Here is a 23,044-nt window from a genome sequence, read left to right as displayed (position 1 = left end):
GAAAACGATCCCGACCTGAGGCAGTAGCATGAATTACCCCGAGCGGTTTTCGAACCTACCGGAATACGCATTTCCGCGTTTGCGCGCGCTGTTGGACGCCCATGCGCCCGGCGGCGATGTGGTGCACATGTCCATCGGCGAGCCGAAACACGCCTTTCCCGCCTGGGTGACGGAGGTCATTCAGCAGCACGCGGCCGGGTTCAATTCCTATCCGCCCAACGAGGGCAGCCAGCCCCTGCGCACGGCGATCACGCAATGGCTGACGCGGCGCTATGGCGTCGATCTGGACCCCGATACTCAGGTCATGGCGCTGAACGGCACCCGCGAGGGGCTGTACAATGCGGCGATGGCGCTGTGTCCCGAGCAAAAGAACGGCCGGCAGCCGGTGGTGCTGACACCCAACCCGTTCTACCAGGTCTATATGGTTGCCGCCCTGTCGGTCGGGGCCGAGCCGGTCTTTGTGCCGGCCACCGCCGCCACCGGTCATCTGCCAGATTTCGCGTCGGTCGGAGACGCGGTGCTGAACCGCACCGCCATCGTCTATATCTGTTCGCCGGCCAACCCGCAGGGGGCCGTGGCCAGCCGCGACTATTGGGCGGCGCTGATTGCCCTGGCGGAACAATATGACTTCCGCATTTTTGCCGATGAATGCTATTCCGAGATCTACCGCGATGCGCCGCCGGTCGGCGCGCTGCAGGTGGCGCGCGAGATCGGCGCCGACCCCGAGCGCGTGACGATCTTTCATTCGCTGTCCAAGCGGTCGAACCTGCCGGGGCTGCGGTCGGGGTTCGTCGCGGGCGGCCCCGAGACGCTGGCCCGCATCCGGCAATTGCGCAGTTATGCCGGCGCGCCCCTGCCCGGGCCATTGCAGGCCGCCGCGGCGGCGGTTTGGGCCGATGAGGCGCATGTGCAGGAAAACCGCGATCTCTATCGCGAGAAATACGCGATGGCCGATGAAATCCTTGCGGCCGTACCGGGTTATCAGCCGCCCGAGGCGGGGTTCTTTCTGTGGCTGCCGGTCGCGGATGGCGAGGCGGCGGCGCTGAAGCTGTGGACGGAAACCGGGGTGCGTGTGCTGCCCGGCGCCTATCTGGCGCAAGGGGCCGACGGGCAGAACCCGGGCCAGAGATATTTGCGGGTCGCGCTGGTGGCCCCGAAACAGGAAATGCAGGGCGGGCTGACAAGGCTGCGCGACTGCTTGTACAGGTAGACCGAGGTAGGTATGGCATATTCTTCACGCAGCCGCGATCCGCTGTTGGACAGCAACATGCAGGCGGCGATCGAAAAACGCGGCAAGGAACTGATCGGGATTGTCCTGATCTGTCTCGGACTGGCCGCCGCGGCGATGATTGCCTCTTATACGCCGGACGATCCCAACTGGATGGTCTCGACCGATGCCCCGGTGCAGAACTGGATGGGGCCGGTCGGCGCGTCGCTGGCGGCACCGCTGTTCATGATCGTCGGCTGGGGCAGCTGGGGCATTGCGCTGGTCTGTCTGGTCTGGGGGGGCCGGTTTGCTCTGCACCATGGCGAAGAGCGCGCTGTCGGACGTCTGATTTTTGCCCCGATCGCGATTGCTCTGGCTTCGGTCTATGCCGCGACGCTGGTGCCTGACGCCGCCTGGCGGGCGACCCACAGCTTCGGGCTGGGCGGGTTGTTTGGCGACACGGTGATGGGCGCCTTGCTGACGCTGCTGCCGATCGGCTCGCATCTGGCCCTGAAACTGATGTCGCTGCTGGCGGCGATCTGCCTGGTGGCGCTGGCGGCTTTTGTCTTTGGCTTCACCCGCGCCGAGATCGCGCGCGGCGCGCGGGCGGTGCTGATCGGCGTGATCATGGCCTATGCCGGCCTGATGACTCTGCTGGGGCGCGGTGCCGGTTCGGCGTTGCAAGCCGTCCGGCAGCGTCAGGCCGACATGCAGGCGCGACGGTCCGAAGCCCGCGCCGCGAAAGCGGCAGAAGCCCGGGCACTGGCAGTGTCCGATCCGTCCGACTATGCGCTGTTTGAGACCGACGAAGAGGCGGCAGTCAGGGTTCCATCCGACGCCGCGGATCGTCGCGGGTTTCTGTCGCGCATGCCGTCGCTGATCCGCCGGCCCGAAGCGGCGTCGCCGGACGAACCAACAGATTTCGATGTCGCTACTGACGCAGAACCCGCACCCGGCGATGACCGAGTCAGGGCCAAGATTGCAGACGCGGTGCGCGCGCGCCTGCGCCCGAACGAACCGGTCGACGATCCGACCCGCCCGCTGACCCGCGGTCGCGGACGCGGTCCGGACCCTCTGGTGCTGGACACCAGCGGTATGGGCCGGTTGCGGCCGGAACCTCCGCTGACCGCCGCACCCGTCGCCGAAATGCCCGAGCTCGTGCCGCCGCTGTCCGCTGGTCCGGTGGACCTGCCGCCGCAGGATGTCCGGCAGCGGCAGACGGTCCCCGAGGCCGAGATCGAAGAGCAGCCCGAAAGCCTGCCACTGAGGTCGCCAGCCCCGGCTGGTGTGGCCATTCCGGCACTGGAGCCGCGCAAGGTCGTCAAGAACCTGCCGCGCAAGGCGCCGCCCCCGTCGCGGCGTGCCCAGGCCGAGGCGCAACCGGCGCTGGCATTCGATGAAAGCGGGTCGGAATTCGAGCTGCCGCCGCTGAATCTGCTGACCAATCCGGCCTCGATCCAGCGGCATGTCCTCAGCGACGAGGCGCTGGAGGAAAACGCAAGGATGCTGGAAAGCGTGCTGGACGATTATGGCGTCAAGGGCGAAATCGTCAGTGTCCGCCCCGGTCCGGTGGTCACCATGTATGAGCTGGAGCCGGCGCCGGGCCTGAAAGCCTCGCGCGTGATCGGCCTGTCCGATGATATCGCACGCTCGATGATGGCGCTGTCGGCGCGGGTTTCGACGGTCCCGGGGCGGTCGGTGATCGGCATCGAACTGCCCAACGAGAACCGCGAAAAGGTCGTGCTGCGGGAAATCCTTGCCAGTCGCGATTTCGGTGACAGCAACATGCGCCTGCCTTTGGCGCTGGGCAAGGATATCGGCGGCGATTCGATCGTCGCCAACCTGGCCAAGATGCCGCATCTGCTGATCGCGGGCACCACCGGTTCAGGCAAGTCGGTGGCTATCAACACGATGATCCTGAGCCTGCTCTACAAACTGACCCCCGAGGAATGCCGCCTGATCATGATCGACCCCAAGATGCTGGAACTGTCGGTCTATGACGGCATTCCGCATCTGCTGTCCCCCGTCGTCACCGACCCGAAAAAGGCGGTCGTCGCCCTGAAATGGGTCGTCGGTGAGATGGAGGACCGTTATCGCAAGATGTCCAAGATGGGCGTGCGCAACATCGAAGGGTATAACGGCCGGGTCCGCGACGCCCTGTCCAAGGGCGAGATGTTCAGCCGCACGGTGCAGACCGGGTTTGACGACGAAACCGGCGATCCGGTGTTCGAAACCGAGGAATTCGCGCCCGAGGCTATGCCGTTCATCGTCGTGATCGTCGACGAGATGGCCGACCTGATGATGGTGGCGGGCAAAGAGATCGAAGCCTGTATCCAGCGTCTGGCCCAGATGGCGCGGGCCAGCGGCATCCACCTGATCATGGCCACTCAGCGTCCCTCGGTCGACGTGATCACCGGTACCATCAAGGCGAATTTTCCGACCCGGATCTCGTTCCAGGTCACGTCCAAGATCGACAGCCGGACGATTCTGGGCGAGATGGGCGCCGAACAGCTGCTGGGCATGGGCGACATGCTGTACATGGCCGGCGGTGCAAAGATCACCCGCTGCCACGGCCCCTTTGTGTCCGACGAAGAGGTCGAAGAGGTGGTCACCCATCTCAAGGGCTTTGGCCCGCCCGCCTATATGAGCGGCGTGGTCGAGGGTCCGGACGAGGACAAAGAAAGCAACATTGACCTGGTTCTGGGGCTGGGCGGCAATACCGATGGCGAAGATGCGCTCTATGACACGGCGGTGCAGATCGTGATCAAGGACCGCAAATGCTCGACCAGCTATATCCAGCGGAAACTGGCGATCGGTTACAACAAGGCGGCACGCCTGGTCGAACAGATGGAGGAAGAGGGTCTGGTTTCGCCGGCCAACCATGTGGGCAAACGTGAGATCCTGGTGCCGGAACAGCAATAGAGGCGCTTCACATCGCGTCCGAAACGCCTATGTACGGATCATGAGACCTTTCCTGTACGCCTTGTTCTTGACCCTGATCGCGCCGGCCGCCTGGGCCGGCGGCAAACTGTCCCTGTCCGAAATTTCGACCTATCTGAACGGTCTGAGCACGGTCGTGGCGCCCTTTGTGCAATATAACGACGACGGTTCCACGTCGCGTGGCACGCTATACCTGAAACGTCCCGGCCGAATGCGGTTCGAATACGACCCGCCGAACGCGGCCACCGTAGTGGCCGGCGCCGGGGCGGTGGTGATCCACGATCCGAAATCCAATCAGCCGCCGGAAAGCTATCCGCTGAAACGCACGCCGCTGTCGCTGATCCTGGACAGAAGGGTCGATCTGGGCCGGGCCAACATGGTGGTGGGACACCGGATCGATGGCCAGACGACCGTGGTCACTGCGCAGGACCCGGAAAACCCGGATTATGGCCGCATCGATTTGATGTTTGAAAGCGGTCCGACCGAACTGCGGCGGTGGGTGATCCACGATTCCGGCGGCGGACAGACCACCGTGGTGCTGGGGCCGCTGACCAAGGGCGGCCGATTGGGCAGCAGCCTGTTCAGCCACCAGTCCGGCGGCGGCAGGGCGTCGAACCGCTAGCGCCGAAAGGCCCGGCAACTGGCCAGCTGGGCCTGATACAGGGTCGCGCGGGCATCGACTTCGCCGGCAACGCGCATAAGCCAGCTTTTGTTGCGATAGCTACCACGGGCATAGCCGGTATGGCCCTCGTGATAGGCCAGATACTGGTTGCGGGCGTCGGTCAGGGCGATGCCGTTCCTGTCGCGGCTCTGTGTCATGTACCAGCCGACGAAATCGGCGGCGTCGCTGATCCGGTCGCGCTTGGCGCTGCGGCGTCCGGTTTCCCGGCGATACTGGTCCCAGGTGCCGTCCAGCGCCTGGCTGAACCCATAGGCGCTGCTTTGCCGGCCCATGGGGATCACACCCAGAACATAGTTATAGGGCGTGCGCGCATCGCCGCGAAACTTGCTTTCCTGGTAGATCGTCGCCATCTGCACATGTACCGGAACACCCCAGCGGCGTTCCGTCGCCTTAAAGGCCTTGACGTATTTCGGGCGCTGCTGAGCGATGCTGCAGGCATCGTTCAGGTTGCGCGGGGGTGCCTTATGCCCACCCCCGCAAGATGCCAGCATCAGCATCAGCAACATTGCGCGAAGAGTTCTGCTCATCTGCCTCTCGCCATTTTTCGCAAAGTCTAGCGCAAGTCGGACGCGGATGGAATCCCAATTGCCGCAGGACCGGTTGCCGCGCTGTCTTTCAGGTGCCGCGATCTGCAGCGATGGGGCGACCGCAGGCGGTCGGGACCGAACCCATTGTCATATGGGGGTTCACACACTGTTTCCCGGAATTTGCCGGCAACGATTGGACAAGAAGGGCTTGTACCGGCTATTATGAATGGGTAGGGGCAAACCGAAAATGCTGAAAACACGCGCTAAATATCATTTGGGACAGGTTGTCCGCCACAAGAAACACCCCTTTCGGGGGGTGATCTTTGACGTGGATCCCGAATTCTCCAATACCGAAGAATGGTATCAGGCGATTCCCGAGGACAGCCGTCCGGCGCGGGAACAGCCCTTCTATCATCTGCTGGCGGAAAACGACCAATCCTACTACGTGGCCTATGTTTCCGAACAGAATCTGGTCGCCGACTATTCCGGCGAACCGGTGGATCACCCGGATATCGCCGACATGTTCGGCCCGTTCCGGGACGGGGCTTATCCGCTGCATTTCCAGTTGAACTGACCACCGGTTCAATAGCCCAGCGCACAGCCATCCTTGCGCGGATCGCTGGCGCCCTGCAAGATTCCGTCCGCGCCGATGCGAATCGCCTGCGCGCCGCCCAATGGCGCCTCGGGCATCGCAACCTTGTGACCCAGAGCAGACAAGTCGCGCCTCACCGCGTCCGGATAACCGCGCTCGAGCTGCAGGAGTTCGCCGTCAGGGAAGGCGCGCGGCGCATCCACGGCGGCCTGCAGCTCCATCCCGAAATCACGCAAATTGGTGATCAGACGCGCATGGCCGCTGGGCTGGTAGGCCCCGCCCATCACGCCAAAAGCCATGGACACCCGGCCGTTTTCGCGCAGCATGGCCGGTATGATCGTGTGCATCGGGCGTTTGCCGCCACCCAGCATATTGGGGTGCCCGGGTTCCAGGGTGAACCCCTGGCCGCGATTGTGCAGCAGGATCCCGAATCGATCGCTGGCAATGCCCGAACCAAAGCGGTGAAAAATCGAAGAGATCAACGACACCGCCATCCGGTCCCGGTCCACCACGGTGATCAGCACCGTGTCCTTGTGCACCGCCTCTGTCAGCGGCGCTACTGCCGGCAAGACCCGGTCGGGTTCGATCATTTTCGCCAAACGCGCCGCGGTCTGCGGTGCCAGCATATGATCGACTCGCCGGCTGTGGTCCGGGTCGGCGATGAACCGGTTGCGCGCGTCATAGGCCAGCTTGGCCGCTTCGGCCTCGATATGGATGCGCGCAGCCCCCAGCGGCGGCAGGCCAGACAGGTCGAAATGCGACAGGATGTTCAGCATCAGGATCGCCGTGGCCCCCTGACCGTTCGGAGGGTGTTCGATCAGGTCGATCCCGTCATAGCGGCCGCCGAGCGGCTGTGTCGAAGTTGCGGCGGTGGCGGCGAAATCCTGCAGATCATGCGCGCCCCCAAGGCGATTCAGGGTTGCCACGATATCCTCGGCGATCTCGCCGGAATAAAAGGCATCACGCCCGTCGCGGGCGACGCGGCGCAGGATCTCGGCCTGCGCCGGGGCGCGGAACATCTGCCCCGGGACGGGTGGTTTGCCATCGAACATATAGGATTCTTGGGCCCGCGCGTTCAGCAGAGACGCGCCGTGACGCCAGTCATATGCCACCCGTGGCGCCACCGGCACGCCGGCCTCGGCATAGTGGATGGTGGGGGCCAGAATTGCGTCCAGACCAATGCGGCCCTCGGCTTCGGACAAATGGCAAAAGGCGTCCAGCGCGCCGGGGATCGTGACCGCCTCGGGGCTGTCGCGTGGAATTACGCACAGCCCGGCGCGGCGCAGCCGCTCTGGATCCGTCCGTTGCGGCGCGCGTCCCGAACCGTTCAGCGCGGCGATTTCCTGGCTGCCCGGCCGGGTAAAGAGCACAAAGCAGTCACCGCCCAGCCCGGTCATCTGCGGTTCGCAAATGCCCAACAGCAGCGCGCCGGCGATGGCCGCATCCATGGCGTTGCCGCCACGCCTGAGAATGTCGATGGCGGTCTGGGCCGCCAGGGGGTGCGACGTGGCGCACATTCCGTTGCCGGCAAACATCGCCGACCGCCCCGGAAGCTGGAAATCGCGCATCGCTAACCCTGTCCTTGTCGCGCGGTCAGGCTAGGGGGCGGGGCGCAAGTTGCCAAGTCAGATCAATATTTTTCGGGAGTGATCCTCGGCGCCACGTTATGGGTGGGGGCTATGATACGTGGCGCCGAGGGAAGCCTTATGCAGCTACCCTTTTCTTATGGCGCCGGTTTTCGGCAGCAGTAGGGAACGAATGGGGCCGTTTTGCGGCGTTCGTCGCGGTGGGTGGTTGCCACTGGCGCGTTGCAAGGCGGGCCAAAGGCCGCCGCGGGGCCACGGGACAACGTCCGGATCAAGGAGCGGCAGGGGGAATGAGATCAAACGTCAGTTGCAGATGGTTGCCGCCGTTTTCCCGTACATAGCGGATGTCCCTGGCCAGCGTGCGGATCATGTACCAGCCGAATCCACCCTCTGGCAGGCCCGAGCGCGGCCCGCTGATATCGGCGGGGTGGCCGTCGGGCAGCCGGCCATTGGGCAGGGCACGGCCCTTGTCGGTCACGCGCACCTGCAGCGCCATTTCGTCCATATGGCCGCGAATCAGAATGTCGCCGGGCGGACGGTCGGCATAGGCGTGCTCGACCACGTTGTTCACCACCTCGGCCAGTGCGATCTCGATTGCCCCGGCCTGTTCCTCGGCCAGGCCCATGGCGCGCAGCCGGCCCATGACCGTGCACAGCGCCTCGCGGGTTTCGAGTTCGCTGGCGACAAAGCTGTGGGTGAAACTGGTCGGCTCGTCTGTCACATCAAGTTACCCTGTGATTTGCCGAATCAGCCGGCCCGGGCGGAAATGGCGTCGTCCAGCGACGGAAACAGCTGAAAGATCGTGTCCATGCGGGTCAGGCGAAACACCTTTTCGACCGTGGGAGTCAGCCCGGCCAGATCAAGCTGGCGGTGGTCGCCCAGCTGTTTCATCGCCGCGACGATGGCCCCCAGGCCGCTGGAATCGATGAAATCCACGCGCGACAGGTCCAGAATGACGCGGCTGTGACCATCCACGGTCTGTTCACGCATCTCTTCCTTGAACTGGATGGCCATGGCGGCGTCGATACGGGGGCCGTCGACGGTCACAATCTGGGCCGACTCGGTAACGGTACTGGTCAGACTCACTGAGGTGTTCCTTTGCGCAGTAGAATTTCCAAGCGACGATAAAAGCCAATTCTTACCATTCGGTGTGCTTTTTTCGGGACATCGAGAGGCGGCATGACCGGGGTGATCGCCGCCGGTGCTGCACGTATGCCGATGGGCGGAATTCAGGGCGTGTTCGAGGATGTCGCGGCTCTGGTATGGGGCGAAGCGGTGCCGGCCACCCCGCTGAACAAGATGTGCGGATCGGGCATGAAAGCGGAAAAGTGCGGGTTCGACCGCATTCTGCTGGTCCGGACGGCGGTGCCCGGATTGGCCATGGTGCGGTTGTCGACCACATATTCCTGGACGGGCGCGAAGACACCCATGATCGGGGCCGTCTTGTGGTCTCCTTTGCCGTTGTGCCCATGGCCTGCATACAGGAACTTGGCCTGTCGCGCATCTGATCAACGTCGATGGAGGGGCCTGCGCATTGGACTGTCCGACCGGCGCATCCGGCGCGCGAATTATGGTCAAATCCCGGAATTAAAAAGAAAAAGACGAGCTGAGAGACGACGTGGCTGCGATCTGCATTGGCGGCGGCGAGGGCACGGCGATCGCGATCGAGCGGCTCTGACCGGCAGTGACCTTGCCTGTCCGTCGACCAGCGCGGGCGCGGTCAGTTCCCATCCGGACCGTCGCTATCTCTGTGGGCCGTGTTTGTTCAACCGACGTGCAATCCAGGTCACTGTCACGCAGGCAAGGGTGAAAAAACGTTTGGAGATTTCAGCGATTCGCGGCATCGTGAAAAACAGGTCAATTTTTTCATGGCGAAGCGATGCTGCAGACCGATCCGATACAGCCGGCGACACTGGGGGCCGATCTGCGCGCCCTGCGCAAGGCGCGGGGCCTGACCCTGGCGGAACTGGCCGAGGCGCTGGGCCGCTCGGTCGGGTGGCTCAGCCAGGTCGAGCGCGACCTGTCCGAACCCTCGGTCGCCGATCTGCGCCGGATCGCGGCACATTTGTCGGTCCCGATGTCGCTGCTGTTCGGTACCGCCGCGGCAACCCAGGACGAGGCGGGTTACGTCGTGCGCAAGGACAACCGCCGCACCATCGGATCAGATCAGGCCGGGCTGGTCGAACAGTTGCTGTCCCCGGACCTGACCGATGATTTCGAGATGGTCCTGTCCACGTTTCTGCCGCATGCGGAATCCGAAGACCCCCATAGCCGCGCCACGCAAGAGGTCGGATATCTGATCTCGGGCCGCCTTGACCTGGAGATCGGCCCCCGCCGTTTCACCCTGCATCCCGGTGACAGTTTCCGCATCCGCGGAGAGCCGTTCCGCTGGATCAACCCGTATGACGAGCCTGCTGTCGCGATCTGGGTGATCGCGCCGCCGGTCTATTGACGTCATGAGTTTTCAGGCCTGGGGCATATTCGCGACGTTCTGGGTGGTGTTCGTCACGACGCCGGGGCCGAACGCGGTCAACTGTATCAGCAACGGCATGAATCTGGGGTTCGGCCGCGCCATGATCGGGGTGCTGGCCATCCTGACCCAGGCCAGCCTGTTCCTGATCCTGTCTGCTCTGGGGGTGACGGCGCTGATTGCGGCCTCGCCGACCGGGTTCTTCGTCGCCAAGATGATCGGCGCCGGGTTTCTCGTCTGGCTGGGGCTGCGCGGCTGGTCGCGCGCCGGGCGGCCCGTGCCATCCGAGGTCCGCCCGGCCCGTCATGTCTATCTGCACGCCTTGGCGATCGCCACGATCAATCCGAAAAGCGTCGCCGGCTATCTGGCGGCGTTCTCGCAATTCGTGCAGCCTGATGTGCCTATTGCGGCCCAGATGGGGGTGATCATGCCGACCGCGCTGGTCATCACCGCGCTCAGCTATACCGGGTTCACGGCATTGGGCGCAGGTCTGGGACGCGCCGCCCTGGGGGCGGTGTTCAACATCTGGGTCCGCCGGGTCATGGCGGGTTGTTTCATTGTCTATGGCATCCTGCTGGGCACCAGCGCGATGCCACATTAGGGGGAATAGACATGCATAAGGGACGCTGCAATTGCGGTGGGGTCATGTTCACGATCAGCGCGGAACTGGCGCCGCCGTCCCTGTGCCACTGCGGCCAGTGCCGCCGGCAGTCGGGCCATGTCTGGGCCTCGACGCATATTCCCGACAACGGCCTGACGCTGACCGATCGGGCGTCGCTGCGCTGGTTTGAGTCCAGCCCCGGCTTTCGGCGGGGGTTCTGCGGCGTCTGCGGTAGTTTCCTGTTCTGGAAAAACGAGGCCGAAGACGAGTTCTCGGTCGCCATGGGCGCCATCGACGCCCCGACCGGTCAGCACGTCGCCCGCCATATCTTTGTGGCGGACAAGGGCGACTATTCCGATATCGCCGACAACCTGCCCCGGCAGGCATGACAGGAGGGCCGGACATGGCAGATTTTCCAACGACGGCCCGCGTGGTCATCATCGGTGGCGGTGCGGTGGGAACATCGGCGCTGTACCACCTGGCAAAGGCGGGTTGGACCGATTGCGTTCTGCTGGAAAAGAACGAGCTTACCGCCGGCAGCACCTGGCATGCGGCGGGCAATGTGCCGACCTTTTCCACCAGCTGGTCGATCATGAACATGCAGCGCTATTCGACCGAGCTGTACCGCGATCTTGGCGCGGCGGTGGATTATCCGATGAACTATCACGTCACCGGTTCGATCCGCCTGGCGCATGGCCGTCAGCGAATGCAGGAATTTGCCCGGGCCAGGGGCATGGGGCGGTATCAGGGGATGGATATCGAATTGATGACGCCGAAAGAGGCGCAGGACATCTATCCCTTTCTGGAACTGCACGATCTGGCCGGCGCGCTTTACGATCCGCATGACGGCGATATCGACCCCAGCCAGCTGACGCAGGCGCTGGCCAAGGGCGCGCGCGATCTGGGGGCGCGGACGCTGCGGTTCTGTCCGGCCACCGGAGTCAGCCGCCACGGGGGCGAATGGGTGGTGCACACGGTCAAGGGCGACATCCGCTGCGAATATGTGGTGAACGCCGCCGGCTATTATGCCCAGCGTGTCGCCGAATGGTTCCGGCCCCATGGCGGGCGCCGGCTGCCGATGATGGTGATGAGCCATCAATACATGCTGACCGACGAGATTCCCGAGATCGCGGCGCATACGCGCGCGCACGGCAAGCTGCCGCTGCTGCGCGATGTGGACAGCTCGTACTACCTGCGGCAGGAAAAGACCGGGTTGAACCTTGGCCCTTATGAACGCAACTGCAAGGCGCACTGGATCACCCCGGACGACCCGATGCCCGAGGATTTCAGCTTTCAGCTTTACCCGGACGATCTGGAACGGCTGGAATGGTATATCGAAGACGCCATGAAACGTGTGCCGCTGCTGGGGCGCGCGGGCATCAACAAGGTGATCAACGGCCCGATTCCCTATGCGCCGGACGGGCTGCCCCTGCTGGGGCCGATGCCGGGCGTGCCCAATGCGTTCGAGGCCTGCGTGTTTACCTTTGGCATCGCGCAGGCCGGCGGCGCCGGCAAGGTGCTGGCCGAATGGGTCACCGAGGGGCAGACCGAATGGGACATGTGGGCGGTCGATCCGCGCCGCTACACGGCCTATGCCGATCAGGACTACTGCGTTGCCAAGGGTGTCGAGACCTATGGCCACGAATACGCAATGCATTTCCCGCATCACGAATGGCCCGCCGGGCGCAACAAGCGGCTGTCCACATTGCATGACCGGTTGCGCGCCGCCGGCGCGGTCTTTGGCGCCTACAATGGCTGGGAACGCGCCAACTGGTTCGCGCAGCCCGGCGACGATACCGGCGAGGCGGCTACCCGGACCTGGGACCGGAACGGCCCCTGGCAGCCGCGTATCCGCGAGGAATGCGAGGCGGTGCGCGACCATTGCGGCATGATCGCGATTTCCGGCTTTACGCGGCTCAGGGTCGCAGGTCCCGGCGCGCGCGATTTCGTCGATGGGCAGACGGCCTCGCAACTGCCGAAACCGGGGCGCATCGGGCTGGCCTATTTCCCGGATGCGCGCGGCCGCATTCTGACGGAATGCTCGGTGCTGGTGCATGGCCCGGACGAGGTCGGCCTGATCACCGCTGCTGTGGCGCAATGGCACGATGCCGAGATCTTTGCCCGGCAGGCGCCCGAGGGGATCACCGTGACCGACCATTCCGACGAGGTGGAATGCCTGCTGGTCACCGGGCCTGAGGCGCGCGCCATCCTGCAGCCGCTGACAGATCACGATCTGACTGCACCCTGGCTGTCGGTCAGCTATCGCGGACAGGTGGCGGGGCAGGATTGTGCCCTGATACGGGTGTCCTTTGCCGGCGAACTGGGCTGGGAGATCCATTGCGCGCCCGAGGCGGCCCCGGCGATCTGGGATGCGTTGATGGCGGCCGGGGTCAAGCCCTTTGGCATGTACGCGCTGAACGCATTGCGCATCGAAAAGGGGTACCGGGCGTGGAAGGGCGATCTGTCCACGGATTACACCCTGCTCGAGGGCGGGCTGCAGCGGTTCGTCCGGCTGGACAAGCCGCAGGATTTTCCCGGCAAGGCGGCGCTGCTGGCGGAACGGAAAAGCGGCAGCGCCAAGCGTTTCGCGACCCTACTGGTGGACGCGGACACGGCGGATGCGCCCTATATGTCGACCCTGTGGTATGACGGGCAGATCGTCGGCGAGACCACCTCGGGGGCCTGGGGATACCGGGTGAACGGCTCGGTCGCGCTGGCAATGCTGCGGGCCGATCTGGCGGTGCCCGGCGCCGAAATAGAGGTCGAGATTTATGGCAATCGGGTCCGCGCGGTGGTGCAGCCGGACGCGCCGCTGTGGGATCCGGGCAACGAAAGGCTGAGGGCATGACCGATATCACCCTGATGGACGGCTCGATCGGGCAGGAACTGGTCAAACGCAGCGGCAACCGGGCGACGCCCTTGTGGTCGACAAGGGTGATGATGGACCAGCCCGATCTGGTCGGCGCGGTGCATTCCGACTATTTCGCCGTCGGCGCGACCATTGCCACCACCAACACCTATGCGGTGCATCGCAGCCGGCTGGCGCGGATCGGTCTCGAGGATGAAGTGCCTGCCCTGATCGAGACCGCGATGGCCCAGGCGGAAATGGCGCGCGATCGTTATGCGGGCGGGCGTATCGCCGGCGCGCTGGGGCCGCTGCTGGCTTCGTACCGGCCCGATCTGAAGGTCAACCCCGATGAGGCGGCGCTGAAATTCGGCGAACTGGTGCAGTTGATGGCGCCGCGCGTCGATCTGTTCCTGATCGAAACCGTGTCCTCGGTGCAGGAAGCCGAGGGCGCTCTGCGGGCCACACAGGATTGCGGCAAGCCGGTCTGGCTGGCCCTGACGGTGCGCGATGACGACGGCCGTCGACTGCGGTCGGGAGAGCCGCTGACAGATATCGCACCGGTGCTGTCGCGATACGCCCCCGAGGCGGTGCTGCTGAACTGTTCCCGGCCCGAGGTGGTGACCGACGGTCTGCCCGTCCTGCGGCAGTTCGGGCTGCGATACGGCGCCTATGCCAACGGGTTCACCGAGATTTCCGACGCGTTCCTGCAAGATGCGCCGACGGTCGAGGTGTTGCAGCGTCGCGTCGATCTGGATCCGGCGGCCTATGCGGAACATGCGATGAACTGGGTGGCTCAGGGCGCGACTATTGTCGGTGGCTGCTGCGAGGTCGGCCCCGATCACATCGCCGAACTGGCCCGGCGCCTGCGGGCGGCGGGGCATCGGATCGTCTGACGGGCGGGGGGGGCTGTACCGCCCGGCGGGGGCGGTCGGCAGAATCGAGGAACGAAAACATGACGACAATTCCAGAATCGGCCCGCGTGGTCATCATCGGCGGCGGTGTCATCGGTTGTTCGGTGGCCTATCACCTGACCAGGCTGGGCTGGCAGGACGTGGTGCTGCTGGAACGCAAGCAACTGACCAGCGGCACCACCTGGCACGCGGCCGGGCTGATCGCGCAGCTGCGCGCGACCGCCAACATGACCCGGCTGGCCAAGTACAGCCAGGAATTATACGGCGATTTGCAGGCCGAAACCGGTGTCGCCACCGGGTTCAGGCGTTGCGGGTCGATCACCGTCGCGCTGACCGACGAACGCCGCGAGGAAATCTTTCGCCAGGCTGCCATGGCCCGCGCCTTTGGCGTCGAGGTCGAGGAAATCGGTCCGCAAGAGGTCAAGGCCAGATATGAACATCTGAATATCGAGGGCGTGACCGCCGGAGTCTGGCTGCCGCTGGACGGGCAGGGCGATCCGGCCAATATCGCGCTGGCGCTGGCCAAGGGCGCGCGGCAACGCGGCGCCCGGGTGCACGAGCGCATCAAGGTCACCGGAGTCGCCCGCACCGGGCGCCGTGTGACCGGTGTGGACTGGGTCAGCGACGAGGACGGCCAGCAGGGCCATATCGCCTGTGACATGGTGGTCAACTGCGCCGGCATGTGGGGGCATCAGGTTGGCCGCATGCTGGGGACCAACGTGCCGCTGCAGGCCTGCGAGCATTTCTATATCGTCTCGGAGCCCATTGCCGGGCTGACCCAGATGCCGGTGCTGCGGGTGCCCGATGAATGCGCCTACTACAAGGAAGACGCCGGCAAGATGATGCTGGGCGCGTTCGAACCCGTTTCGAAACCCTGGGGGCCGATCCCCGAAGAGTTCGAGTTCGACCAGTTGCCCGAGGATTTCGACCATTTCGAACCGATCTTGGAGCAGGCGGTAAACCGGCTGCCGATGCTGGGCAGCGCGGGCATTCATACGTTTTTCAACGGTCCCGAGAGTTTCACGCCGGATGATGCCTATCATCTGGGCCTGGCGCCCGAGATGGACAATGTCTGGGTCGCCGCCGGGTTCAACTCGGTCGGCATCCAGTCGGCGGGGGGCGCCGGCATGGCGCTGGCGCAATGGATGCAGGATGGCGAGAAACCCTTTGATCTGGGCGATGTGGACATCGTGCGGATGCATCCTTTTCAGGGCAACCGGCGCTATCTGCGGGCGCGCGCGGCCGAAACGCTGGGCCTGCTTTACGCCGATCACTTTCCCTATCGGCAAAAGGCCACGGCGCGCGGGGTGCGGCGCACGCCGTTTCATCACCAGCTGCTGGAACAGGGCGCCGTGATGGGCGAACTGGCCGGCTGGGAGCGCGCCAACTGGTACGCCGATCCCGGGCAGGACCCGGCCTATGCCTATTCCTGGAAGCGGCAGAATTTCTTTGGCAATGTCGCCGCCGAGCACCGCGCCGTGCGCGAGAATGTGGGCATGTACGACATGTCTTCCTTTGGCAAGATCCGCGTCGAGGGGTCGGATGCCTGCGCCTTTCTGAACCATGTCGGCGGCGGGCAATACGATGTGCCCATCGGCAAGATCGTCTATACCCAGTTTCTGAACCCGCGCGGCGGCATCGAGGCGGACGTGACCGTGACCAGGCTGGGCGAAACCGCCTATCTGGTCGTCACGCCGGCGGCGACGCGGCTGGCCGATCAGCTCTGGATGCAGCGCCATAAGGGCGATTTCAACGTCGTGCTGACCGATGTCACCGCCGCCGAGGGCGTGCTGGCCGTGATGGGCCCCAATGCCCGCAAGCTGTTGCAGGCGGTGTCGCCGAACGACTTTTCCAACGACAGCAACCCGTTTGGCACCGCCCAGGACATCGAGCTGGGCCTGGGCCTGGCCCGGGCCCACCGGGTCACCTATGTCGGCGAGCTGGGCTGGGAAATCTACGTCTCTGCCGACATGGCGCAGCACGCGTTCGAAACCCTGTGGCAGGCCGGCCGGGACTTGGGGTTGAAACTGTGTGGCATGCACATGATGGACACCTGCCGGATCGAAAAGGGGTTCCGCCATTTCGGTCACGACATCACCTGCGAGGATCACGTGCTCGAGGCCGGGCTGGGCTTTGCCGTCAAGACCGACAAGCCCGAATTCATCGGGCGCGATGCCGTTCTGGCCAAGCGCGAGGCGGGGCTGGACCGGCGGCTGCTGCAGTTCATGCTGACCGACCCCGAGCCGCTGCTCTATCATAACGAGCCGGTGCTGCGCGATGGCGAGATCGTCGGGTTTCTGTCTTCGGGCGCCTATGGCCATCATCTGGGCGCGGCCATTGGTCTGGGCTATGTGCCCTGCCGGGGCGAAAGCACCGCTGACCTGCTGGCTTCGTCCTACGAGATCGATATCGCCGGCGTGCGGGTCGCCGCACAGGCGTCCATCCGGCCCCTGTACGATCCGAAATCCGAGCGGGTGCGCTTGTAGCGTTGGCGATCAGGACAGGGCCTGACGATAGGTCAGAAAGCGCGGGTCGGACATGACCCGCGCGTTCATCGCCTGGCGCAGGGCGCGGACGGCGCTGAGCGGACGCATCGCGACCTCCAGGACCGAGATGAGTCCGTCCTCGTCGAGCGTGATCAGGTCGACACCGACCGCGTCCAGATCGCCGATGCGGCACTGGAACTCCAGCGCCCAGTCGCGATCGGCCCCCATTGTCCGGCGGTAGTGGAATTCGCGGAACACCTGACCGACATGGCCCAGGATTGCCGCCACCGGTTCGCGTCCGGTCCAGGTGGCAAAATAGGTCGGTGGCAGGAACCGCACGTTCGGTGCCAGCACCGTGGCGATCCGACTGTCGTCACCGCTGGCGACGACCTCGTGCATCTGGCGGATGGTCGGGTGCATCGGGCGGTCCTGTCTGGTTGCGCTGTCCAGAGGTTCGATCAACCTCGGGGCGCTGGCAAGCCCGACGTCGCGGGAACTTGTTCGCAGTCAGGCTTGGCGGTACTGAGGCGCGATGACGGTTTCACACGACTATGCCCCGCCCGACCTCCCGTTGGACATCCTGCATGACGATGCCCAGTTGGTGGTGGTCAACAAGCCCGCCGGCCTGCTCAGCGTGCCCGGGCGCGGCCCGCATCTGGCCGATTGCCTGATCGCCCGCCTGCGCGCGGTGTTTCCCGAGATCCTGCTGGTGCATCGGCTGGACCGGGACACGTCCGGCGTCATGGTCTTTGCCCTGACCGCGCATGCCCAGCGCCATCTGGGGCAACAATTCGAGCAGCGGCAGGCCCGCAAGACCTATGTCGCCCGCGTCGCGGGGATCTTGTCGCCGAAAACCGGCACCGTCGATCTGCCGCTGATCGTGGACTGGCCCAACCGGCCGCGTCAGATGGTCTGTCACGAGACCGGCAAGCCGGCCCTGACCGAGTGGCGGGTGCTGCGCCATGATACGGGCACCAGCCGGGTGCGGCTGATGCCCCGGACCGGGCGCAGCCACCAGTTGCGGGTGCATATGTTGGCGCTGGGCCATCCGATCCTGGGCGATCCGCTATACGCGCAGGGTGCCGCAGCCGACTACCCGCGCATGATGCTGCATTCCGAGGAATTGCGGATCAAGCATCCGGACAGTGGCAAATCGATGAAATTCCGTGCCGCCGCCGAATTCTGAGCGCCGGTGCCGCCGCCGGCTCGCAGGGGGCAGACAGGCCCCGCATTCATGGCTAGGTTGCGCGCGCATGCAATGAACCGGAGTCCATGAACATGGTGCTGACTTTTCTTTTCTGGGCGCTGCCGGGCGGGCTGGGCCTGTTGCTGGTGCTGGCGGTCTTTCGGACCCGCAGCATGGCCGCCCAGGCACCCAAGCTGGTGCCGCTCGTGGGGCAGGTGCACCGGCTAAGGGACGGCGCGATCCACTATCTGGATCTGGGACCGAAGGACGCCCAGCCGCTGGTGCTGATCCACGGGCTCAGCGGGCAATTGCAGCATTTCGATTATGGCCTCACCGACCTGTTGAAAGATGAGTTCCGCGTCATCGCGGTGGACCGTCCCGGCTGCGGCTATTCCGAGCGCGCCGACGACGCGCTGGCCGATCCGTCCGAACAGGCGCGGATGATCGGCGAATTGCTGGATGCGCTGGGGATCGAACGGCCGGTGCTGGTGGGGCATTCGCTGGGCGGCGCGGTGGCGCTGGCGATGGCGCTGGACCGACCCGACAAGACCGGTGCGCTGGCGCTGTTGTGTCCGGTGACGCAGGATCAGTCCGGCGTGCCCGAGGTGTTCAAGGGGCTGCAGGTCAGATCGCCCTGGATGCGCCGGCTGCTGGGCCACACCATCGCGGTGCCGCTGGCGGCGGCCACCAAGGACAAGGTGCTGTCGATCGTCTTTCACCCGGAACCCTGGCCGCAGGATTTCATGACCCGGGGCGGTGCGGCGCTGGGGCTGCGCCCCAAGGCCTTTGTTACCGCTGCCTCTGACGTTGTCGCGCTGCAGGCCGCCGCCGCCCGGATTTCGGCGCGCTATGACCACGACCTGACGGTGCCGGGCGGTGTTCTTTTCGGTGCCGCGGACGCGATCCTGTCACCCACGGCACATGGCCATACCATGCAGGTCCACGGGCTGTCCTGCGAAACCCTGGCGGATCGCGGCCACATGATCCCGATCACGGCGCCGGCGGATTGCGCCGATTTCATCCGGCGCATGGCAGCGAGGGTCACCTGACCCGGGCGCTCAGTCCTTGGGGCCGACATTCTCGGCAAAGGCGACCTTGAATTCCGCCTGTTTCTCGGGGCTGGCCTCGGTCTGATGGTTTGCCTTCCATTCGTCCATCGTCATTCCGTAAAACCGCTCGCGCGCCTGCATCTTGTCCATTTCGATGCCCTTGTCGTTGGCGGCTTCCTGATACCAGCGGGCCAGGCAGTTGCGGCAGAACCCGGCCAGGTTCATCAGGTCGATGTTCTGAACGTCGGTGCGATCCTGCATCAGGTGCCTTTGCAGCCGGCGAAACGCGGCGGCCTGCAATTCGGTTTCGGTTTGCGGGTCGATGTCGTGCGAATCCATGTTCGGTCTCCGGTTCGGTTTCGGTCCATTGATACCTGATCCGGACCCGCGTCAAACCCCAGCGTCAAACCCCGGCATCAGGCTTTGGCCTGCAAAGCCGGGGTCAGAGGCCTGAATCCGCCAGCGCGTCCTCAAGGACCGGGGCCAGCCTTTCGGCCCAGAGGCGCTGGCCCTCATGGTCGGCAATCAGGTCGTTGCGCAGCTCGATCAGCACGTTGGGGCGGTTATGCGCGCTGGCATGCTTGTCGATGGAATCGCCGGGCAGGTGGCCGGAATAGGGTTGGTTGTCGCCCACGCACAGGTCGGGTTCGGCCTGCAGCCGGCGCAGCAGCGGAGCGGCCAGACGGTCGTCCTCGGCATAGAGCAGCCCGATATGCCACGGGCGCGGTGGCCGCCCGCGCAACTGCCGGGTGAAACTGTGGATCGACAGGATCACCGCATGCGGCAACGCCGCCATCCGTGCCAGTTCCGCGTGATATGGGTGGTAGCACAGCGCCTTGCGGCGCTCGATCTCGGCCCGGTCGGCGTGGCGGTTTCCCGGGATGATCGAGCCGTCATACAGCTTCATCAGCAGGGTCGGGTCGTCCTCACCCCGGTTTGGGTCGATCACCAGCCGCGAGAAATTGGCGGCGATCACCGGCGCATCCAGCAACTGGCCCAAATGCTGGGCGACACCATAGGCGCCGACATCATAGGCGATGTGGCGTTCCATGTCTTCGCGCGCCAATCCCAGATCGCCGCCGCAGATTTGCGGCGGAACCGAGTTGGTTGCGTGATCGCAGGTAATCAGCCAGCGCGCGGGCCGGGTTTCGCCGTGAATGAAAAAGGGGCTGTATGTCATGGGCCTGTCATCTTGTTCTGGACAGCTTTAGGACAGTTGTGGGCAATTTGGAATTGCGCCATAAGCGACGCGCGCCTGTTTGCGTTAACATTTCGGCACGAGGACACTTGGCAGATGAAACGAGACCGTAACGTCAAAATTGTTGCCACCTTGGGTCCGTCGTCGGAAACCCACGCAATGATCCGCGCGTTGCACGAGGCCGGGGTCGACGTTTTCCGACTGAACATGAGCCACGGCACGCATGAAGAGATTCGCGAGAAACACCGGATCATCCGGCAGGTGGAAGAGGAACTGGACAGCCCGATCGCCATCCTGGCCGATCTGCAGGGCCCCAAGCTGCGCGTCGGAAAATTCGCCAATGGCGCGGTAGAGCTGGAAAACGGCGCGGCTTTTCGCATGGATCTGGACACCGCAGCGGGCAATACCCACCGGGTGTGTCTGCCGCATCCGGAAATCTTTCAGGCGCTTGTTCCCGGGGTGTCTCTGCTGGTCAACGATGGCAAGATCCGCCTCAGGGTCGAGGCCTGCGGCAGCGATTTCGCCGATTGCACCGTGATCGCCGGCGGCGCGATCTCGAACCACAAGGGCGTCAATGTGCCGGATGTCGAACTGCCGCTGGCCGCCTTGTCGGAAAAGGACCGCAAGGATCTGGAATTCGCCTGCAATCTCGGTGTCGACTGGCTGGCGCTCAGCTTTGTGCAGCGGGTCCGCGACGTGACCGAGGCCCGCGAACTGGCCGCCGGACGGGCGGCGATCCTGGCGAAGATCGAAAAGCCCAAGGCGGTCGACCGGTTCGACGACATCCTTGAGGCCAGCGATGGCGTCATGGTGGCGCGGGGCGATCTGGGCGTGGAACTGCCGGTGCAGGCGGTGCCGCCGATCCAGAAACGCCTGGTGCGCCGGTGCCGCGCCGCGGCCAAACCGGTGATCGTCGCCACCCAGATGCTGGAAAGCATGATCGAAAGCCCGATGCCGACCCGGGCCGAAGTCAGCGATGTCGCCACGGCCATCTACGAGGGCGCCGACGCGGTGATGCTCAGCGCGGAATCTGCCGCCGGGCAGTTCCCCGTGCAGGCGGTGCAGACCATGGACCGGGTGGCAATCGAGGTCGAAGCCGACCCGACCTATGAACAGATCATCGCCGCCTCGCGCAGCGTCAAGGGCCACAGCGTCGCCCATGGTATCGTCGCCGCCGCCCGCGAAATCGCAGAGACCACGGATATCAAGGCAATCTGCTGTTTCACCCAAAGCGGTACCACCGCGCTGCTGACCGCCCGCGAACGCCCGCGGGTGCCGATCATCGCGATGACCAGCTTGCGCGGTACCGCGCGCCGGCTGGCCCTGAGTTGGGGCTGTACCTGCCTGATGACCGGCGAACTGGAACGGTTCAAGGACGCCGTGGTCAACGCCGCGCGGGCCACGCGCAAGGGCGGTTTCGCGTCGGGGGACGATCAGATCGTGATCACGGCGGGCGTGCCGTTCAACGTTCCGGGCACCACCAACATCCTGCGTGTCGCCCCCTGCGACGAAAGATTGATCTATCGGACCGACCCGGAATAGGTTGGGCGCGATTGTATTGACGGGGTGGGCGCCATGGATCCGGATCTGACACTGACGCTGGGGCTGTTGATCGGGGTGCTGTCCATCCCGTCGATCCTGTCGGCTGTCACCGACGGGCGGGCGCCGCGCGCCTCGGCCCTGACCATCTTGATCGCGGGGGGATTGATCCTGTTCGCCGTGTCCAGCAAGCCCGGCGGATACCAGATCGATCAGATTCCCGAAGTGGTTCTGGGCGTCGTGGCGCGGATTGTCTCGTAAAAAAACCGCTGCCCTCTTGCCAGTTTGACCCGTCTTGCGTAAATGGCGCTTCTGACCGCGCGACCGGCCGATGTGGCATGCCGAGTCGCGTTTCGTACCGACCCAAAAGCAAGGAGACGGAAATGCCCAAGATGAAGACCAAGGCAAGCGCCAAGAAACGCTTTAAGGTGACCGCCACTGGCAAGGTCATGGCCGGCCAGGCCGGCAAGCGCCACGGCATGATCAAGCGGACCCGCAAGTTCATCCGCGACGCCCGTGGAACCACGACCCTGTCCGCCCCGGACGCCAAGATCGTCAAGGGCTTCATGCCCTACGACCGCTGATAGGAGGCCGATCACATGTCCCGCGTCAAGTCCGGAACCGTCACCCACGCCCGCCACAAGAAGATCATCAAGGCCGCCAAAGGCTATTACGGCCGCCGCAAGAGCACCTTCAAGGTTGCCACGCAGGCCGTCGACAAGGCGAACCAGTACGCCACCCGCGACCGCAAGAACCGCAAGCGCAACTTCCGCGCCCTGTGGATCCAGCGCATCAATGCCGCCGTGCGCAGCCATGACGAGGCGCTGACCTACAGCCGCTTCATCAACGGTCTGACCCTGGCCGGCATCGAGGTGGACCGCAAGGTTCTGGCCGATCTGGCGGTGCACGAGCCTGACGCCTTCGGTGCCATCGTTGCCAAGGCACAGGCCGCACTGGCCGCCTGAGGCCAGCCCCGAGATCGAATTTGAAAAGGCCTGCCAAGACTTTTGGCGGGTCTTTTTTCATGCGCTTCAAATCCCGACCCCAGTGGGATCCGTGCCGGAAGAAAGCTGGGGGCGACACGGGTGCTTCAGGCTGTGGTTTCCGCGCCGATGGCGCGTGGCTGGGCCACGATACGGTGACAGTGGCCCAGCGCGTTGCCGGCGGTCAATGGCAAGGCATTCGCGAGCCGGTCATCGAAGTGCCGCGCTGCCTGGCTCAC

24 protein-coding genes and 1 pseudogene are annotated in these 23,044 nt (G+C 64.7%); 17 read left to right on the top strand and 8 right to left on the bottom strand.

The window, feature by feature from the left end; translation table 11 throughout:
- Nucleotides 1-28 precede the first annotated feature (28 nt).
- Genes ACFMPD_RS08700 through ACFMPD_RS08690 form a run of 3 tightly spaced genes read left to right on the top strand, consistent with a single transcriptional unit; the run spans nucleotide 29 to nucleotide 4,769 of the window.
- Complete coding sequence (locus tag ACFMPD_RS08700) at nucleotides 29-1,210, top strand: aminotransferase class I/II-fold pyridoxal phosphate-dependent enzyme (RefSeq protein ID WP_380993410.1); 1,182 nt, start codon at nucleotides 29-31, stop codon at nucleotides 1,208-1,210.
- A gap of 12 nt (nucleotides 1,211-1,222) precedes the next feature.
- Entirely contained in the window at nucleotides 1,223-4,129 is a 2,907-nt protein-coding gene (locus tag ACFMPD_RS08695) for a DNA translocase FtsK (RefSeq protein ID WP_380993409.1), read from the top strand.
- Nucleotides 4,130-4,169: 40 nt separating this feature from the next.
- Nucleotides 4,170-4,769, top strand: coding sequence for a LolA family protein (locus ACFMPD_RS08690; RefSeq protein ID WP_380993408.1), 600 nt, complete (start codon nucleotides 4,170-4,172; stop codon nucleotides 4,767-4,769).
- On the opposite strand, the gene ACFMPD_RS08685 is transcribed toward ACFMPD_RS08690, so the two are convergent.
- Nucleotides 4,766-5,356 carry a transglycosylase SLT domain-containing protein gene (locus ACFMPD_RS08685; RefSeq protein ID WP_380993407.1) on the bottom strand — a complete coding sequence of 197 codons (591 nt, stop codon included), beginning with the start codon at nucleotides 5,354-5,356 and terminating at the stop codon, nucleotides 4,766-4,768. The two genes, ACFMPD_RS08690 and ACFMPD_RS08685, sit on opposite strands and share 4 nt — an antisense overlap.
- A gap of 247 nt (nucleotides 5,357-5,603) precedes the next feature.
- On the opposite strand from ACFMPD_RS08685, the gene hspQ reads away from it, so the two are divergent.
- Nucleotides 5,604-5,930, top strand: a complete 327-nt coding sequence (gene hspQ, locus ACFMPD_RS08680) for a heat shock protein HspQ (protein ID WP_380993406.1) — start codon at nucleotides 5,604-5,606, stop codon at nucleotides 5,928-5,930.
- An 8-nt stretch (nucleotides 5,931-5,938) separates the two neighbouring features.
- Here the strand turns inward: hspQ and ACFMPD_RS08675 are convergent, their stop codons facing one another.
- The 4 genes from ACFMPD_RS08675 to ACFMPD_RS17605 form a co-directional block, all read right to left on the bottom strand.
- Entirely contained in the window at nucleotides 5,939-7,516 is a 1,578-nt protein-coding gene (locus ACFMPD_RS08675; RefSeq protein ID WP_380993405.1) for a gamma-glutamyltransferase family protein, read from the bottom strand.
- A 289-nt stretch (nucleotides 7,517-7,805) separates the two neighbouring features.
- Nucleotides 7,806-8,255, bottom strand: coding sequence for an ATP-binding protein (locus ACFMPD_RS08670; protein ID WP_380993404.1), 450 nt, complete (start codon nucleotides 8,253-8,255; stop codon nucleotides 7,806-7,808).
- 26 nt (nucleotides 8,256-8,281) lie between these two features.
- Nucleotides 8,282-8,620 carry an STAS domain-containing protein gene (locus ACFMPD_RS08665; RefSeq protein ID WP_380993403.1) on the bottom strand — a complete coding sequence of 113 codons (339 nt, stop codon included), beginning with the start codon at nucleotides 8,618-8,620 and terminating at the stop codon, nucleotides 8,282-8,284.
- A 143-nt stretch (nucleotides 8,621-8,763) separates the two neighbouring features.
- A complete protein-coding gene (locus ACFMPD_RS17605) occupies nucleotides 8,764-8,964 on the bottom strand; it encodes a hypothetical protein (RefSeq protein ID WP_476463233.1) in 201 nt (66 codons plus the stop codon).
- Between the two features lie 21 nt (nucleotides 8,965-8,985).
- Between ACFMPD_RS17605 and ACFMPD_RS17600 the strand changes: the two are divergent.
- From ACFMPD_RS17600 to ACFMPD_RS08630, 7 genes and pseudogenes are all read left to right on the top strand, one after another.
- Nucleotides 8,986-9,212 (top strand): annotated as a pseudogene (locus ACFMPD_RS17600) (acetyl-CoA C-acetyltransferase); the annotation flags it as partial.
- 201 nt (nucleotides 9,213-9,413) lie between these two features.
- Nucleotides 9,414-9,986, top strand: a complete 573-nt coding sequence (locus tag ACFMPD_RS08655) for a helix-turn-helix domain-containing protein (RefSeq protein WP_380993402.1) — start codon at nucleotides 9,414-9,416, stop codon at nucleotides 9,984-9,986.
- A gap of 4 nt (nucleotides 9,987-9,990) precedes the next feature.
- Entirely contained in the window at nucleotides 9,991-10,605 is a 615-nt protein-coding gene (locus ACFMPD_RS08650; protein ID WP_380993401.1) for a LysE family translocator, read from the top strand.
- An 11-nt stretch (nucleotides 10,606-10,616) separates the two neighbouring features.
- A complete protein-coding gene (locus tag ACFMPD_RS08645; RefSeq protein WP_476463232.1) occupies nucleotides 10,617-10,994 on the top strand; it encodes a GFA family protein in 378 nt (125 codons plus the stop codon).
- A 14-nt stretch (nucleotides 10,995-11,008) separates the two neighbouring features.
- A complete protein-coding gene (locus ACFMPD_RS08640) occupies nucleotides 11,009-13,453 on the top strand; it encodes a GcvT family protein (RefSeq protein WP_380993399.1) in 2,445 nt (814 codons plus the stop codon).
- The gene (locus ACFMPD_RS08635) at nucleotides 13,450-14,346 is read left to right on the top strand and encodes a homocysteine S-methyltransferase family protein (protein ID WP_380993398.1); all 897 of its coding nucleotides are present in this window, start codon (nucleotides 13,450-13,452) and stop codon (nucleotides 14,344-14,346) included. Before ACFMPD_RS08640 ends, ACFMPD_RS08635 begins: the two co-directional genes overlap by 4 nt.
- A gap of 59 nt (nucleotides 14,347-14,405) precedes the next feature.
- Nucleotides 14,406-16,850 carry a GcvT family protein gene (locus ACFMPD_RS08630; protein WP_380993397.1) on the top strand — a complete coding sequence of 815 codons (2,445 nt, stop codon included), beginning with the start codon at nucleotides 14,406-14,408 and terminating at the stop codon, nucleotides 16,848-16,850.
- 9 nt (nucleotides 16,851-16,859) lie between these two features.
- Here the strand turns inward: ACFMPD_RS08630 and ACFMPD_RS08625 are convergent, their stop codons facing one another.
- Complete coding sequence (locus ACFMPD_RS08625; protein WP_380993396.1) at nucleotides 16,860-17,270, bottom strand: nuclear transport factor 2 family protein; 411 nt, start codon at nucleotides 17,268-17,270, stop codon at nucleotides 16,860-16,862.
- Between the two features lie 112 nt (nucleotides 17,271-17,382).
- Here ACFMPD_RS08625 and ACFMPD_RS08620 point away from each other — a divergent pair, with 112 nt between their 5' ends.
- Together ACFMPD_RS08620 and ACFMPD_RS08615 are read left to right on the top strand one after the other, a co-directional pair.
- Nucleotides 17,383-18,036: an RluA family pseudouridine synthase gene (locus ACFMPD_RS08620; protein WP_380993395.1), complete on the top strand. Its 654-nt coding sequence runs from the start codon at nucleotides 17,383-17,385 to the stop codon at nucleotides 18,034-18,036.
- 92 nt (nucleotides 18,037-18,128) lie between these two features.
- The gene (locus ACFMPD_RS08615) at nucleotides 18,129-19,085 is read left to right on the top strand and encodes an alpha/beta fold hydrolase (RefSeq protein WP_380993394.1); all 957 of its coding nucleotides are present in this window, start codon (nucleotides 18,129-18,131) and stop codon (nucleotides 19,083-19,085) included.
- A gap of 9 nt (nucleotides 19,086-19,094) precedes the next feature.
- Here the strand turns inward: ACFMPD_RS08615 and ACFMPD_RS08610 are convergent, their stop codons facing one another.
- Both ACFMPD_RS08610 and ACFMPD_RS08605 read right to left on the bottom strand, forming a co-directional pair.
- Nucleotides 19,095-19,409 (bottom strand): DUF1244 domain-containing protein, encoded by a 315-nt coding sequence (locus ACFMPD_RS08610; RefSeq protein ID WP_380993499.1) that lies wholly within the window; start codon nucleotides 19,407-19,409, stop codon nucleotides 19,095-19,097.
- A gap of 118 nt (nucleotides 19,410-19,527) precedes the next feature.
- The gene (locus ACFMPD_RS08605) at nucleotides 19,528-20,265 is read right to left on the bottom strand and encodes an N-formylglutamate amidohydrolase (protein ID WP_380993393.1); all 738 of its coding nucleotides are present in this window, start codon (nucleotides 20,263-20,265) and stop codon (nucleotides 19,528-19,530) included.
- 114 nt (nucleotides 20,266-20,379) lie between these two features.
- Between ACFMPD_RS08605 and pyk the strand changes: the two genes are divergently transcribed.
- From pyk to rplT, 4 genes are all read left to right on the top strand, one after another.
- Complete coding sequence (gene pyk, locus ACFMPD_RS08600) at nucleotides 20,380-21,825, top strand: pyruvate kinase (protein WP_380993392.1); 1,446 nt, start codon at nucleotides 20,380-20,382, stop codon at nucleotides 21,823-21,825.
- A 33-nt stretch (nucleotides 21,826-21,858) separates the two neighbouring features.
- A complete protein-coding gene (locus ACFMPD_RS08595; protein ID WP_380993391.1) occupies nucleotides 21,859-22,083 on the top strand; it encodes a hypothetical protein in 225 nt (74 codons plus the stop codon).
- Between the two features lie 122 nt (nucleotides 22,084-22,205).
- Nucleotides 22,206-22,406, top strand: a complete 201-nt coding sequence (gene rpmI / locus ACFMPD_RS08590; RefSeq protein WP_380993390.1) for a 50S ribosomal protein L35 — start codon at nucleotides 22,206-22,208, stop codon at nucleotides 22,404-22,406.
- Between the two features lie 15 nt (nucleotides 22,407-22,421).
- Entirely contained in the window at nucleotides 22,422-22,787 is a 366-nt protein-coding gene (rplT, locus tag ACFMPD_RS08585) for a 50S ribosomal protein L20 (protein WP_380993389.1), read from the top strand.
- The last annotated feature ends 257 nt before the right edge of the window (nucleotides 22,788-23,044 follow it).

The sequence above is a fragment of the Sedimentitalea sediminis genome, assembly GCF_042687825.1.
Lineage (GTDB): Bacteria > Pseudomonadota > Alphaproteobacteria > Rhodobacterales > Rhodobacteraceae > Sedimentitalea.
The sequence above is the reverse complement of the archived record's forward strand: the minus strand, read 5'-3'. Positions and strand labels throughout refer to the sequence as shown.

Excerpts from the sequence above, each read along its gene's own strand:
- hspQ (WP_380993406.1), top strand. The coding sequence starts at position 5,604 with ATGCTGAAAACACGCGCTAAATATCATTTGGGACAGGTTGTCCGCCAC.
- ACFMPD_RS08640 (WP_380993399.1), top strand. The coding sequence starts at position 11,009 with ATGGCAGATTTTCCAACGACGGCCCGCGTGGTCATCATCGGTGGCGGT.
- ACFMPD_RS08690 (WP_380993408.1), top strand. The coding sequence starts at position 4,170 with ATGAGACCTTTCCTGTACGCCTTGTTCTTGACCCTGATCGCGCCGGCC.
- ACFMPD_RS17605 (WP_476463233.1), bottom strand. The coding sequence starts at position 8,964 with ATGGGTGTCTTCGCGCCCGTCCAGGAATATGTGGTCGACAACCGCACC.
- ACFMPD_RS08635 (WP_380993398.1), top strand. The coding sequence starts at position 13,450 with ATGACCGATATCACCCTGATGGACGGCTCGATCGGGCAGGAACTGGTC.
- ACFMPD_RS08615 (WP_380993394.1), top strand. The coding sequence starts at position 18,129 with ATGGTGCTGACTTTTCTTTTCTGGGCGCTGCCGGGCGGGCTGGGCCTG.
- pyk (WP_380993392.1), top strand. The coding sequence starts at position 20,380 with ATGAAACGAGACCGTAACGTCAAAATTGTTGCCACCTTGGGTCCGTCG.
- ACFMPD_RS08675 (WP_380993405.1), bottom strand. The coding sequence starts at position 7,516 with ATGCGCGATTTCCAGCTTCCGGGGCGGTCGGCGATGTTTGCCGGCAAC.
- ACFMPD_RS08695 (WP_380993409.1), top strand. The coding sequence starts at position 1,223 with ATGGCATATTCTTCACGCAGCCGCGATCCGCTGTTGGACAGCAACATG.
- ACFMPD_RS08645 (WP_476463232.1), top strand. The coding sequence starts at position 10,617 with ATGCATAAGGGACGCTGCAATTGCGGTGGGGTCATGTTCACGATCAGC.
- ACFMPD_RS08685 (WP_380993407.1), bottom strand. The coding sequence starts at position 5,356 with ATGAGCAGAACTCTTCGCGCAATGTTGCTGATGCTGATGCTGGCATCT.
- ACFMPD_RS08625 (WP_380993396.1), bottom strand. The coding sequence starts at position 17,270 with ATGCACCCGACCATCCGCCAGATGCACGAGGTCGTCGCCAGCGGTGAC.
- ACFMPD_RS08620 (WP_380993395.1), top strand. The coding sequence starts at position 17,383 with ATGACGGTTTCACACGACTATGCCCCGCCCGACCTCCCGTTGGACATC.
- ACFMPD_RS08655 (WP_380993402.1), top strand. The coding sequence starts at position 9,414 with ATGCTGCAGACCGATCCGATACAGCCGGCGACACTGGGGGCCGATCTG.
- rpmI (WP_380993390.1), top strand. The coding sequence starts at position 22,206 with ATGCCCAAGATGAAGACCAAGGCAAGCGCCAAGAAACGCTTTAAGGTG.
- rplT (WP_380993389.1), top strand. The coding sequence starts at position 22,422 with ATGTCCCGCGTCAAGTCCGGAACCGTCACCCACGCCCGCCACAAGAAG.
- ACFMPD_RS08605 (WP_380993393.1), bottom strand. The coding sequence starts at position 20,265 with ATGACATACAGCCCCTTTTTCATTCACGGCGAAACCCGGCCCGCGCGC.
- ACFMPD_RS08650 (WP_380993401.1), top strand. The coding sequence starts at position 9,991 with ATGAGTTTTCAGGCCTGGGGCATATTCGCGACGTTCTGGGTGGTGTTC.
- ACFMPD_RS08630 (WP_380993397.1), top strand. The coding sequence starts at position 14,406 with ATGACGACAATTCCAGAATCGGCCCGCGTGGTCATCATCGGCGGCGGT.
- ACFMPD_RS08700 (WP_380993410.1), top strand. The coding sequence starts at position 29 with ATGAATTACCCCGAGCGGTTTTCGAACCTACCGGAATACGCATTTCCG.
- ACFMPD_RS08595 (WP_380993391.1), top strand. The coding sequence starts at position 21,859 with ATGGATCCGGATCTGACACTGACGCTGGGGCTGTTGATCGGGGTGCTG.